Source organism: Micropruina sp. (assembly GCF_047606365.1).
GTDB lineage: Bacteria > Actinomycetota > Actinomycetes > Propionibacteriales > Propionibacteriaceae > Micropruina.
Map to the genome: position 1 here is coordinate 1 of NZ_JASGEN010000025.1, position 13690 is coordinate 13690.

At 69.8% G+C, this 13690-nt stretch carries 9 protein-coding genes; 5 read left to right on the forward strand and 4 right to left on the reverse strand.

The genetic code is table 11. The features are described from left to right. Positions 1–186 precede the first annotated feature (186 nt). The 3 genes from QM624_RS03180 (at position 187) to purD (ending at position 2974) form a co-directional block, all read left to right on the forward strand. Positions 187–726: a CGNR zinc finger domain-containing protein gene (locus QM624_RS03180; protein ID WP_415088672.1), complete on the forward strand. Its 540-nt coding sequence runs from the start codon at positions 187–189 to the stop codon at positions 724–726. Between the two features lie 4 nt (positions 727–730). Beyond that, entirely contained in the window at positions 731–1363 is a 633-nt protein-coding gene (locus tag QM624_RS03185; RefSeq protein ID WP_415088673.1) for a class I SAM-dependent methyltransferase, read from the forward strand. Positions 1364–1627: 264 nt separating this feature from the next. Then, the gene (purD, locus tag QM624_RS03190; protein ID WP_415088674.1) at positions 1628–2974 is read left to right on the forward strand and encodes a phosphoribosylamine--glycine ligase; all 1347 of its coding nucleotides are present in this window, start codon (positions 1628–1630) and stop codon (positions 2972–2974) included. A gap of 45 nt (positions 2975–3019) precedes the next feature. Here the strand turns inward: purD and QM624_RS03195 are convergent, their stop codons facing one another. Next, positions 3020–3562: a hypothetical protein gene (locus QM624_RS03195; protein WP_415088675.1), complete on the reverse strand. Its 543-nt coding sequence runs from the start codon at positions 3560–3562 to the stop codon at positions 3020–3022. Between the two features lie 252 nt (positions 3563–3814). Between QM624_RS03195 and purB the strand changes: the two genes are divergently transcribed. After that, entirely contained in the window at positions 3815–5245 is a 1431-nt protein-coding gene (gene purB / locus QM624_RS03200; protein WP_415088676.1) for an adenylosuccinate lyase, read from the forward strand. A gap of 231 nt (positions 5246–5476) precedes the next feature. Here purB and QM624_RS03205 read toward each other — a convergent pair whose 3' ends face one another. After that, positions 5477–6595, reverse strand: a complete 1119-nt coding sequence (locus QM624_RS03205; protein ID WP_415088677.1) for a DUF3048 C-terminal domain-containing protein — start codon at positions 6593–6595, stop codon at positions 5477–5479. 94 nt (positions 6596–6689) lie between these two features. On the opposite strand from QM624_RS03205, the gene QM624_RS03210 reads away from it, so the two are divergent. Next, a complete protein-coding gene (locus QM624_RS03210; RefSeq protein ID WP_415088678.1) occupies positions 6690–7517 on the forward strand; it encodes an alpha/beta hydrolase in 828 nt (275 codons plus the stop codon). 597 nt (positions 7518–8114) lie between these two features. Here QM624_RS03210 and QM624_RS03215 read toward each other — a convergent pair. Beyond that, positions 8115–9395 carry a M1 family metallopeptidase gene (locus tag QM624_RS03215; RefSeq protein ID WP_415088679.1) on the reverse strand — a complete coding sequence of 427 codons (1281 nt, stop codon included), beginning with the start codon at positions 9393–9395 and terminating at the stop codon, positions 8115–8117. Further along, positions 9395–13249: a Pls/PosA family non-ribosomal peptide synthetase gene (locus QM624_RS03220; protein WP_415088680.1), complete on the reverse strand. Its 3855-nt coding sequence runs from the start codon at positions 13247–13249 to the stop codon at positions 9395–9397. The genes QM624_RS03215 and QM624_RS03220 overlap by 1 nt, the downstream gene beginning before the upstream one ends. Positions 13250–13690 lie beyond the last annotated feature (441 nt).

Genomic DNA, 13690 nt, shown 5'->3' on the forward strand with positions numbered 1-13690 from the left:
GGTAGGCGAATGTCGATTGGCCGCCGCCCCAGCACGCACCTGAGCACCTTCTCCTCGGTCGTCGTGGCTCCGCCACGACTCCCTCGTCGGCGGCACTCATGTACGCACTGGAACGACGCCCAGCTCGGCAGCCCTACCTGCGGAACCTCTAAGCTCATGACATCGTAGGCCGTGTCAGGAGTAACAGTGGAATTCACTCATGACGCAAGACTGTCGCTGCAAGCGGCGGCTGCGCTGGTGAACAGCCGTGCTCCTGACACCCTGACCACTGTTGCCGACCTGGACGCCTTCTGCGTCCGCTGGCAGTGGAGCGGCAGCCGTACCCACGACGCCGTCGAACTCGCCGACGTCCGCGCGCTGCGTCCGACGCTGGCCCGATTCTGGGAGGCCGGCAGCGAGCAGCAGGTGGTCGCCCTGATCAACCGGCTGCTGCGGGAGGGTGACGCGCTGCCCCGGTTGGTGCGGCACAACGACTTCGGCTGGCACATCCACGCCACCAGCGACGACGCCCCGCTCGCGGTCCGAATGATGGTCGAATGTGCGATGTCGATGATCGACGTCGTCCGGGCCGACGGCCTCGACCGGCTGCGCCGCTGTGCCGGCGACGACTGTGATCAGGTGCTGGTCGACTTCAGCCGCAACCGTTCCCGGCGGTTCTGTGACGCGGGTTGTGGGAATCGGGCCAACGTGGCGGCTTACCGTGCGCGCCGTCGTGCGGCAGGCTGAGGGCATGACCGATTTCGATGAGCTGGCGAAGGGCTGGGACGACGATCCCCGCCGGGTCGAGCGGGCCCGCCGGGCCGCCGATGCCATCGCCGCCGCAGTCCCGGTCCGGGAGACCATGCGCGTACTGGAGTACGGCGCAGGCACCGGACTGCTCGGGATCGCCCTGTCCGACCGCGTCCGTGAGGTGGTGCTGCTCGATTCCTCCGTCGGAATGATCGAGACCGCCCGCCAGCGCATCGTCGAGTCCGGACGGGCGAACATCAGTGCCCAGGTCGGCGATCTGACCGCCGAGCCGTGGGCGGGCGAACCGTTCGAGCTGGTGGTGAGCCTGATGGCGATGCACCACGTGCCCGACATCACGCTGCTGCTGACCCGGCTGCATGAGGCGACCGTCGACGGCGGCTGGGTCGCCGTCCTCGACCTGGAACCCGAATCGGGCACGTACCACGACCCGGGCTTCGAGGGTCACCACGGATTCAGCCGCGGCGCCCTACGGCGTGCCTTCGCCGCGGCCGGCTACAGCCATGTCTGCGTCCGCAACGCCCTCACCACCGAACGCGAGATCGACGGCGAACTCCGCAGCTTTGGCGTCTTCCTGGCCACCGCCCAGGCGGAACGCACACCCGGCGACGGCTGAGACTGCGTCCGAGACGGCCACGTGGCACGGGTGGCACGAAGGGACGGTTCTTTTCGTACCGGGCCGACTCGAGGGGGACAGCGCTCTTGCGGACCAGAAATCCCGGGAAATCCCGTCCCAACTGTCCGGATCCCGAGAAGATGGAACGAAAAGAACCGTCCCCTCGTGCCACCGGAGTTCGTGAAGTGGAACGGAAAGAACCGTCCCCTCGTGCCAGTGACGGCGTGCGGAGACCTGGAGGACGGACGGCATTAGGCTGAGCGGGTGCATACCCAGCTCTCGGTCCTGATCCTTGGCAGCGGCGGACGCGAACATGCGATCGCCCTCGCGCTGGCCGGTGATCCGGCGGTCACCCAGTTGCATTGCGCGCCCGGCAACCCCGGGACCGCGACGATCGCCAGCAACCACCCGGTCGACATCAACGATCCGCGCGCCGTGGTCGCGCTGGCCCGCCGGCTGCACGTGAACCTGGTCGTCGTCGGGCCCGAGGCGCCGCTGGTCGCCGGGGTCGCGGACGCCGTCCGGGGCGCCGGGATCGCCTGCTTCGGGCCGTCCGCGGCCGCCGCCCGGCTGGAGGCGTCCAAGGCCTTTGCGAAGAACGTGATGGCCGCCGCCGGCGTGCCGACCGCACGTTCGCGGTACTGCGAGTCGCTCGCCGAGGTCGAGCAGGCACTGGATCACTTCGGTGCGCCGCACGTGGTGAAGGATGACGGACTGGCCGCCGGCAAGGGCGTGATCGTCACCGACGACCGCGCCGCCGCGCTCGAGCATGCCGCCGGCTGCCTGCCGGTGGTCGTCGAGGAGTATCTGGACGGCCCCGAGGTCAGCCTGTTCGCGATCACCGACGGGCACACCGCCCTGCCGCTGCAGCCCGCGCAGGACTTCAAGCGGGTCGGCGACGGCGACACCGGTCCCAACACCGGCGGGATGGGTGCCTACACCCCGCTGCCCTGGGCGCCGCCGGGCCTGGTCGACGAGATCATGGAGAGCGTCGTCGAGCCCACCATCGCCCAACTCGGAGGGCAGGGCACGCCGTTCGTCGGCCTGCTGTACGCCGGGCTCGCGCTGACCTCCAAGGGCCTGCGGGTGGTGGAGTTCAACGTCCGCTTCGGCGATCCGGAGACCCAGGCCGTGCTGGCCGCGCTGGACTCGCCGCTCGGCCAGGTGTTGTACGCGGCGGCGACCGACAGCCTGGAAGAGATCGGCGAGCTGGCTTGGAAACCCGGATCCGCCGTCGTCGTGGTGATGGCCGCGAACGGCTACCCGGGCACGCCGGAACTGGGCGGCACGATCAGCGGCCCGCGGCTGGAAGGCTCGGACGACAACGTGCACATCGTGCATGCCGGCACCGCCCGCAACGCCGACGGCGAGCTGGTGGCGTCCGGCGGACGGGTGCTCGGCGTCGTCGCCCACGCGCACACCCTGGCCGGCGCGCGGGCGGACGCCTATGCCGCGATCGACCAGCTCGATGCACCCTCGCTGTTCTGCCGCCGTGACATCGCGGCCCGCGCCGAACGCGGCGAGATCACCGTCTCGGACGCCTACCAGGTGAACTCGACCCTCACCCAGTACGCCGGTGATGTTGCCGAGGGTGACGCCGGGGAGTGGTGACGGCAGTCACGGATTGACGGGTGCCGCGCGGGTTGCGCGTGCGCCTCAGTCGCCCGGACGCCCCCGCTGGTCGCGGATCGCGTCGGCTTCTTCGGCAGCCGCACGGTCACGGTGGTCCACGTGGAGTTGGACGACGCCAGGTGTCGGCGGCGGTCTCAGGTCGTGCCTCGGCGCGTGGTAATACATGTCGATCTGACTGTCCCGCGGCTGCCACAACGTCGTGAACCCGACTGCCGGATCGGCCAACTCATCGATCGCCGGCCACCGCGCGGAGATGAGGCCGCGAAGATGCTCGGCCGCCGCGCGAGTCTCGGCCTCGTCCTCGCCGGCCCAAAGGAACCAGTGCACGCCGACGAATCGTCCACGGTGCAGATGCCACCAGATCGCTGGCCACTCCTGGCTCGCCGGGCTGGTGAACTGCACGCTTCGATGAATCTGTCCGTCGGTTTCCGGCACCGGCTCACCATCGGCCGGCAGCCCCATCAGGGTGAACCAGGCCTGCCGCTCGCCCTCGGACGTCGGCCAGGTGGAGCCGACCATGGCTGCGATGCGCTCCACCACCTGCTCGGGTTCGGGTCGCACCCTCATGCCCACTCCGTCCGCGCGCCCGGCCGCCGCCGCAGTCGTGAGTGCCGTCGGATCGTGGCCTGGGGAGCCGGCAGGTGTCGACCGGCGGTGGTTGTCTGGGATCGGCTCATGCTCCCACTCCACCCGATTGCTGGCTGCGAGTCGATGGTGCTGGGAATAGTGCGGCGAGTGGCACCAGCGCTACCGGCCCCACGGCGTCCGTTACCTCGGAGCCGGGGGCGCGGCGGCGTCCGGTCGTGAAACCATGAACCCATGACCGTTCCCAACGTGCTGGCCACCCGTTACGCGTCCGAGGCGATGCGGGCGATCTGGAGCCCCGAGAACAAGATCGTCGCCGAGCGGCGGCTCTGGCTGGCCGTCCTGGAGGCGCAGAAGGATCTGGGCGTCGACTTCGGCGGGGACGACCCGGCCGAGGTGATCGCCGACTACGAGCGGGTGATCGACTCCGTCGACCTGGCGTCCATCGAGGCGCGGGAGCGGGTCACTAGGCACGATGTGAAGGCGCGGATCGAGGAGTTCAACGCGCTCGCCGGCCATGAGCACGTGCACAAGGGCATGACCAGCCGCGACCTGACCGAGAACATCGAGCAGTACCAGGTGCTCAGCGGACTGAAGCTGGTGCGCGAGCGGATCGTGACCGTGCTGGTGGCGCTGTCCAGGCTCGCCGTCCAGTACCGCGATCAGGCGCTGACCGGACGGTCGCACAACGTCGCTGCGCAGCTCACCACGCTCGGGAAGCGGTTCGCGACGGCCGCCGACGAGCTGCTGGTGGCGTTCGCCCGGGTCGATGAGCTGATCAACCGCTACCCGGCCCGCGGCATCAAGGGTCCGATGGGGACGGCGCAGGACATGCTCGACCTGCTCGGCGGCAGCGCCAAGAAGCAGTTGGCGCTGGAGTCGCAGATCGGTCAGTACCTGGGTTTCGCAAGAATCTTCACCTCGACTGGCCAGGTCTATCCGCGCTCGCTCGACTACGAGGTGCTGACCGCGCTGGTGCAGGTGGCGGCGGCACCGTCCAATGTGGCGACGACGATCCGGCTGATGGCCGGCCACGAGCTGGTCACCGAGGGGTTCAAGGAGGGCCAGGTCGGCTCCTCCGCGATGCCGCACAAGATGAACACCCGGTCGTGTGAGCGGGTCAACGGGCTGAGTGTGGTGCTGCGCGGCTACGCGACCATGGTCGGCGAGTTGGCCGGCGATCAGTGGAACGAGGGGGACGTCTCCTGCTCGGTGGTGCGCCGGGTGGCGCTCCCGGACGCCTTCTACGCCCTGGACGGACTGTTCGAAACCTTCCTGACGGTGCTGGCCGAGTTCGGTGCCTTCCCGGCAGTGATCGAGGCCGAGTTGGCCCGCTATCTGCCGTTCCTGACCACGACAAAGGTACTGATGGCCGCCGTCCAGGCCGGTGTCGGACGCGAGGCCGCCCACGAGGCGATCAAGGAGCACGCCGTCGCCGTCGCGCTGGAGCTACGCCGTGGCGCTCAGACCAACGACCTGCTCGACCGGCTGGCCGCCGACCCCCGCCTCGGCCTCAGCCGCAAGCAACTGAAAGCCACCCAGGCCGACCCGCTGGAACTCACCGGCGCCGCCCGCGACCAGGTGGACGACGTCGCCGACAAGGTGAAGCGCATCGCCAAGCTCTACCCGGACGCCGCCGCCTACACCCCCGGCTCCGTCCTCTGACCCACGGGCCCCTTCTCTCGCACATTGGGGGACGGTTCTCCGAGGTGCGAAATTCGCATGCCCGGGGACGGTTCTTTCGCGTTTGAAACTCGCACGTCGAAGAACCGTCCCCGAACATTCGAAACTCGCATGTCGAAGCACCGTCCCCGGCGCGTTCGAGATTCGCATCTTGGAGAACCGTCCCCAGGCTTTGAACGATGTTCAGGGCAGTCGCGGGGTGGAGGAAGACGGTCAGTTCTTGATGACGATCTTCGCCTTCTTGTCGGGCAGTTCGACGTAGGTCTGGCCGGGGGCCATCACCAGGGGGCTGCCGTCGTCGAGGGCGAAGCTGAACGGCTCCGAGACGTCGCCCTTGGTCCAGGTGCCGGTCACGTAGCGACCGCCCTGGAAGTAGTGGAACGGGCCCGAGGTGTCGATGACGTCGTGGATCGGCTCGTCGTGGCCGCTGCCGGAGCGGAGCTTGGCGTAGTGCTGGTGGGCGCTGATCACCAGCACGTTGCTCGGCGCCACCCGCTTGCCGCCGGCCAGCACATGCGGACCCCACGGCATACTGCGTAGCCAGGTGCCGGACGAGGCGTTCCAGGTGTAGCCCATGTTGTAGCTGTTGCCGCTCTTCCACGGCACGCTGATCGTCTTGACCTTGTCACCGTCGACGGTGCTGGCCGCGTCGGCGTCGCCGAACGGGAAGTACATCTGCGGTGGCCCGTCGCGGAACTTCTTGGTCTGTTTCGCCAGCACCGCCGGATGGCACACCACGGCGCGGTCGTAGTAGCGGACGCCGTTCAGCACCCGGATCCGTGAGCTGTCGATCGAGTACGACCCGGTGCCCTTGGTGTTCATGTACGACAGCATTCCCTCGATGTAGCTGTCGAACTCCTGGACGTACTTGAGCACCCAGCCGGTCGCGCCGGTGTTGCCGATGATCGCGTGCATGGGGGAGAGCAGCGCGATGTCGACCGGACGGATCGAGCGCACCGGGCCCACCGCGTCCGGCATCGAGGAATGGAAGACCGGCACCAGCCGGGTGCCGCTGTATCCGGAGTCGTCGCGGTAGCCGTCCAGTTCGACGAAGACGATGTCGGCCTGATCCAAGCCGCGCTGCGGATGCTCGTTGCGGTTGTCGGGAACCTTCACGGCGACCGCGGCGTGTTTGGCGTCCGCCGGGTCCTTGAGCAGCCTGCCGGAGAGTGGCCAGCGGGGTGGGGCATCGGTGGACGGCGTGGGGGTGGGGGTGGCGGAGGGGGCTTCGACCGGGGGGGTGGACGACGCGGGCTGGCCTGAGCAGCCGGCGACGGCGACGCCGGTGCCGAGCAGCCCAACCAACGCCGTACGACGGCTCAGTTCGTGCATGGGACAAAAGGTACCGCCGTGCATCGCTCGCGCAACGACGACACTGGCATCATGGCGCTGACAACATGTCGGGCGCGAGAGAACGGGAGTTGCGGTGTCCGAACCGACCTGGATCGAGCGCCATGTTCCCGGACGCCACGGCGAGGTTCGCGTGCGTGAATACCTGCCGCCGGGTGACGTCGCCAGGCCCCGGCTGGTCTGGGTGCACGGCGGCGGCTGGGTGGTCGGCACCCTGGACGAGCCGGAGTCGCACCAGGTGTCGCTGCGGGTGGCGGCGGCCGGCTTCCCGGTGACCAGCGTCGAGTACGGACTGGTGCCGATGTTCCCGGTGGTGGGACCGATGCGGCTGCGTCCCTCACCGTTCCGGTATCCGGTGTCGCAGGACCAGGTGATGGACGCCTGGCTGGACGCTCAGGCCACCCACGGCGGTCCGATGTGGTTGGGCGGTGCGTCCGCCGGAGCCTGCCTGGCCGCCGGGGTCGCGCTGCGGCTGCGGGACGGCGAAGCGCCGCCCCCGATCGGCCTCGCCTTCCTCTACGGCCTGTTCCACGGCGTGCTGCCGCCCACGTCGGCCGCGCTGCGCTGGCGGCTGTTCGGGCTGCCCGACCTGCGGGTGATGCAGGAGATGGTTCGCCGGGCCGCCGTGAATCATGCCGGGACGGCCGACTCGCTCGACAATCCGCATATCTTCCCCGGCCTCGGCGACCTCACCGGGCTACCGCCGGTGCGGCTGTTGAACGCCGACCGCGACATCCTGCGCGCCTCCGCCGAGAACTTCGCTCACCGACTCACCCTGGCCGGCGTCCCGCACGAGGGCTGGTACATCCCCGACACCACCCACGGCTATCTGGCCCGCCCCGAATCCGAGGCGTTCGAACTAGGGACGCGCGCGATCGCCAGCTGGTTGGCCGCAGGAACCTGAGCCCAACCGCTCGAGAACTGGCCACCGGTGCCTGGGAAGCGGTCTCGATAAGCTCGACCAGCGGTGGGGCAGGGATCTCGGCACCCTCGACCGATGATGGTGGGGAAGGGGCTGGACAAGCGTGACCAACGGCGGGGCCAGCGGCGAGTTCGTGGCCGGTCGGTCGGTCTACTGAGATCCCGGGTCGGAGCCCGGATGACGGCAGTCGCGATGGCGGTGGGTCCGGCAGAGACGCAACCGACGACCGGTGGGTCCGGCAGAGACGCAACCGACGACCGATGGGTCCGGCAGAGACGCAACCGACGACCGGTGGGTCCGGCAGAGACGCAACCGGAAAGCGGAGTGGGCTGCACCGCGTCCGGGTAGGTCGGGCGTAAAGCGCGCGAGCCCCGCCCACGGTCTGAAAGACAAAAGCAGAAGTGGCGAGCTGCGCACGGGCGGGACGGGGTGCAGCCCACTCCGCGGAACCAAACCCGACCACCCCGAACCCGACCACAGAACAGAGGTCTCGACAAGCTCGACCAACGGTGGCGAAAGGGGTCTCGACAAGCTCGACCAACGGTGGCCCAGGCAAGCTCGACCGACGGTGTGGACGAACTACCCGAGCGGAGGCAGGGGAGTCGAATACACCCAGGCGTCGATCAACCCCGCCACGTCAGCATCGGTGTAGCGCTGGACATGCGCGACGAACTCCTCCGTGGTCACGCTCGACCACTGGTTGGCTGCCGTCCAGTCGCGCAGCATCGGGAAGAACTGTTCGCCCAGCACGCCACGCAGGGCGTGCAGGGTGAGTGCACCCCGCTTGTAGACCCGGTCGTCGAACATCAGGTCGCGGCCCGGATGGCCCAGCACCAGATCCTGCGGCAACTCGGCCAGCCGTCCATGATGCTCGGACGCCCACTCGGCCGCGCTGCGACCGCCGGACTCCTCCGACCACAGCCATTCGCTGTAGCAGGCGAACCCCTCGTGCAGCCAGATGTCCTTCCAGGATGCGACGGTCAGGCTGTTGCCGAACCACTGATGGGCCAGCTCGTGCGCCACCAGCCGCTCGTTCTCCCAGCCGGCTTCGACGTGGTTGGCGCCGAAGGTGGACAGTGTCTGCGCCTCCAGCGGGATCTCCAGTTCATCCTCGGTGATCACCGCCGCATAGCGCCCGAACGGGTACGGCCCGAACAGCTCGGCGAAGGTGTCCACCATGTCGGCCTGCCGCTCGAACGCCGTCCCGGCACCCACGGTGACGCCGCGCGGATGCACCAGTTCCACTCGCTCGCCGGCCGGCGTGCCGACGTAGTGCCCGATGTGCAGCACGGCCAGGTAGGGCGCCATCGGTTCGTCCTGCCGGAAATGCCAGGTCGTTCGCCCCGAGCGCTTGTGGCGCTCCTCGAGCCGGCCGTTGGCGATCACCCGATAGCTCTCGGCCACCGTGACCGCGAACCGGTAGCGGGCCTTGTCGTCGGGCCGGTCGTTGCAGGGGAACCAGGACGGCGCACCGCACGGCTGGGCGGCGACCAGCACCCCGTCGGTGAGTTCCTCCCAGCCGACCGGGCCGAACACGCTGGGCATCGGACGCGGTTTGCCGGCGTACTGCACCTCGACCTTGAGCCGTCCGCCCCGCTTCGTCTTCGACGGCAGGGTGATCCGCAGCTTCCGCTCCCGGTGGGCGTAGCGGGCCTGCCGTCCGTCCACCCGGACCCGGGAGACGCTCAGCCCGTACAGGTCGAGGGCGACGTGATCGAGGTCCTCGAGCGCCTCGATCTCGAGCACCGCGCGGGCGGTCAGGTGGTTGGTGGTGACCTTGTAGTCCAAGTCGAGCCGATAGCAGCCCACGGCATAGCGCCGGCTCCCATGACCAGGGACGTACGGGTCGGCTGCGGGCATCATTCCTCCGTGAACGGCTCGGACGCCGGCCACGGAGCGATCGGGTTTCCGATCCATCGGGTCTTGTCAGGGACGGATTCACCGCGCATGACCAGCGATACCGGCCCGATCGTAGCGTGTCGCCCGATGGTCGCCGCCGGCAGGATCACACTGTTCGGTCCCAGCGTGGCGCCGGCCCTCAACGTGACGGTGTCCATGCTCAGCACCCGGTCGTGGAACAGGTGGGTCTGCACCACGCAGCCGGCGTTCACGGTGACGCCGGCGCGCAGGTCGATCAGGTCGGCCTCGGGCAGCCAGTAGGTCTCACACCACACGCCGGCGCCGACCTTGGCGCCCATCGACCGGAACCAGGCGTTGAGCGCCGGCGTCCCCATCGTCGGATGCGCGAACCACGGTGCGGCCAGCATCTCGACGAACATGTCGGCCAGTTCGTTGCGCCACACCAGCGAACTCCACAGCGGATGATCGGACGGCGTCAGCTTGCCCAGCAGCACCCATTTCGCGGCCGTCGCGGACGCCGCCGCCAGCACGCCGCCGATCCCCAGCACCACGCCCGACAGGAGGGCGGCGAGCCACCAGCCACCCTGGGCCAACCAGACCAGCGTCGTCACGCACAGCATCGTCAGGGTGACCAGGGTGAGCGGCGCGATCAGTCGGCAGACGTCCACCAGCGCCCGCGCAACCTTGAGTTGAACGCCCGGCGCGTAGGTGCGGGACTGGTCGGCGCTCGCCGCGGTGCGCCGCAGCTTGGTGGGTGGGGAGCCGATCCAGGACGTCCCACGCTTGGCCCGCGACCGCGCGGGTGCCGCCGACAGCACCGCGACCAGGCCGCCCTTGGGCACCTTGCGGCCCGGTGCCGCCATGCCGGAGTTGCCGATGAAGGCATGCTTGCCGACCCGCACCTCTTCGATCCGCAGCCAGCCGCCGCCCAACTCGTAGCCGCCGATCAGGGTGTCGTCGGCCAGGAACGCGCCGTCGTCCACGGTGACCAGGCTGGGGATCATCAGCACGGTGGACGCCTCCACCTCTTTGCCGATGGTGGCCCCCAGCGCCCGTAGCCAGGCGGGGGTGAGGAAGCTGGAGTAGAGCGGGAACAGCCAGGTCCGGGCCTCGTCGAGCACCCGGATGATCGACCAGGCCTGCCACGACAGCCGGGACTGGACGGGGTAGTGGCCCGGCGCCAGGCCACGGCTGAGCAGCCGCACCAGCGCCCAGATCAGCACCGCCAGGCTGAGATAGCCGACCAGCACCGCGGGCAGCAGCCAGGGCAGCACCGCCGCCAGGGCACCGCCGGCCGAGGTGGACGCCGCCAGCGCCGGCCACAGCACCGCCAGTCCGACCAGGCTGGCCAGCAGCGGCAAGGCTGCGATCAGCACACCGGTCGCCGCGTAGGCCGCCAGCCAGACCGGCTTGTTGGCCGGCTGTTCGGGCCACGGTCCGCGGGCCTGGTCGCGCACCTTCACCGCCGGCGAACCCGACCAGTACTCGCCGGTGCCGACCCGTCCGAACACCGACGAACCGGGCGCCACTTCGGCGCCCGCGCCGACGTCGGTGCCGGCGCACAGGGTGCTGCGGGCACCGATCCGGGCACCCTTGCGGACCCGGATCTCGCCGATGATCAGCCGGTCGCCGTCCAGCCAGTGGCCGCTCAGGTCGACTTCGGGTTCGATCGAGCAGGCCTCGCCCAGCCGCAGCAGCCCGGTCACCGGCGGGGTGCTGTGCAGGTCGACGTGGGGTGCGATCCGGGCACCGAGCAGCCGGGCGTACCAGCGCAGCAGCACGGCGCCGGCGATCGACTCGGCACCCATCTCGTCGGCGAAGCGTTGTGCCAGCCACAAGCGCAGATGAACCTTGCCGCCGCGGGGATACTCACCCGGCCCGATGCCGGCCAGGATCAGCCGGACCCCGGCGGCGGTGACCAGCATCCGGGTCGGGGTCAGGATGAACAGGATCGCGCCGGTCACGATCCACCACCAGGACAGCGTGGGCAGCCAGGTCATCCCGGCGGCGTGAGCCAGGTTGGCGCCGGCCGCGGCCCAGATCGTCCAGCGCAGACCGGGAATGGTGCGCAGCGGCAGCAGCGCCACCAACTGTCCGCGCTGGGTCTTGACCGGAACCGGCCGGACGTTCGAGTTCAGCTGGGACGCCGGGGTGGCCATCTCGTCCAGGTGGTCGGCGAGCGCCGCCAGCCGGGGGTGGTCGTAGATGTCGGCGACGGTCACCTCAGGATGGGTGCGGCGCAGCAGCGACACCATCTGGGCGGCGCTGAGCGAGCCGCCGCCGAGGTCGAAGAAATCGGCGTCCAGCGAGCCGACCCGGGTGCCGAGCACCGCCTCCCAGTGGTCCCGGACCATCGCCCGGGTGCCCGCCAATTGCAGCTCGGGACCGTCGCCGCCGGCGTCCGGCAGCGGCCAGGGCAGCGCGTCCCGGTCGATCTTGCCCGAGGTGCGGGTGGGTAGTTCGTCGACCACCGCGAGCCGCGGCACCAGTGAGGCCGGCAGCCGCTCCCGCAGCGTGGCCAGCGCGGCGTTGCTGTCGAAACCGTCCTCGACGGCCAGGTAGCCGACCAGCAGCTGAGTACCCGAGCCAGTGCGCCGGACGGCCGCCGCGGCACCGCTGACCCCGCCCAGGTCGAGCAGGGCGTTGTCGATCTCACCCAGCTCGATCCGGCGTCCGCCCACCTTCACCTGATCGTCGGCACGCCCGACGAACAGCAGCCCGGCTTCGTCGTTCACCACCAGATCACCGGAGCGGTAGGCACGCTCCCAGCCCAGGGACGGCATCGGGGCGTATTTTTCGGCGTCCTTGATCGGGTCGAGGTAGCGGGCCAGGCCGACGCCGCCGATGATCAGTTCGCCGGTTTCGCCGGCCCATACCGGGTTGCCGTCCGGGTCGACGACGGCGAGGTCCCAGCCGTCCAGCGGTAGCCCGATCCGGATCGGCGGTTCGCCGGTCAGTTTCGCGCCGCAGGCCACCACGGTCGCCTCGGTGGGTCCGTAGGTGTTCCACACCTCGCGTCCGGGGGTGACCAGCCGGGCGCCGAGTTCGGGCGGGCAGGCCTCGCCGCCCAGGATCAGCAGCCGGACCCGGCGCAACGCCTCGGCCGGCCACAACGACACCAGGGTGGGCACCGTGGAGACGACGGTGATCCGGTTGGCCAGCAGCCACGGCCCCAGATCCATCCCGGAACGGACCAGTGAACGGGGCGCCGGCACCAGGCAGCAGCCGTAGCGCCAGGCCAGCCACATCTCTTCACACGAGGCGTCGAAGGCGACGCTCAACCCGGCCATCACCCGGTCGCCGACACCCAGCGGTGCGTCGGTGAGGTAGATCCGGGCCTCGGCGTCCACGAAGGCGGCGGCGCTGCGGTGGCTGACCGCCACCCCCTTCGGCTTGCCGGTGGAGCCCGAGGTGAAGATCACCCAGGCGTCGTCGTCCAGGCTCGGATCGACCCGCTCGGCGGCCGGACGGGCCGGGCCGCGGGGGTCGATCTCCAGCTTGTTGCCGATCACGGCACGGACGTCGGCCTCGGCGAACACGGTGCGGGCGCGTTCGTCCGGGTCGTCGGCGTCCACCGGCACGTAGGCGGCGCCGGCCAGCAGAATGCCCATGATCGCCACATAAAGGTCGGTGGTGCCGGACGCGATCCGCACCCCGACCTTGTCGCCGGGCCCGACGCCGAGGCCGGCCAGCTCATCGGCCAACTCGTCGGCGGCGTCCGCGAAATCGGCGTAGCTGAGGACGGTGGCGCCGTTGTCGAGCGCGTCGGCGTCCGCACATTCGGCGACGGTTTCGCGGAAGATGTCGACCAGGGTGCGGGGTGTTGGCGCGAGAGTGCTGCGCAACAGGCTCAACGAGGGCTCCTCGATCGGTGGGCGGCGGGACCGTCCCGGCTGGGTCTGCATTATCGCCCGTGCGGACGAACGGACGGTGAACGGACGCGCACGACTGGTCATCCCGAGCTCTCACCGTCATCCCGGGCTCCGACCCGGGATCTCGTCTCCCTGTACCCGCGGCGGAGATCCCGGCGTTCGCCGGGATGACGAGGGCGGGTCATCCCGGGCCCTCATCCGTCATCCCGGGCTCCGACCCGGGATCTGCTTGCTGACGCGCAAACCCGGTCTGTCGGAATCACGCGAGCCGGAGTAGCCTTGGCGTTCGGTATCACTCCGCTGGAAGGGAGGCGCGTCATGTCCGTCACTGTTCTGGGCGCGTTCGCGTCCCGTCCGTTCGAGGCCCGCACTCACTGAATCTTCGCGGCCGTCCGCCGCATCGCCGGGCCTCCCTCCACAGGA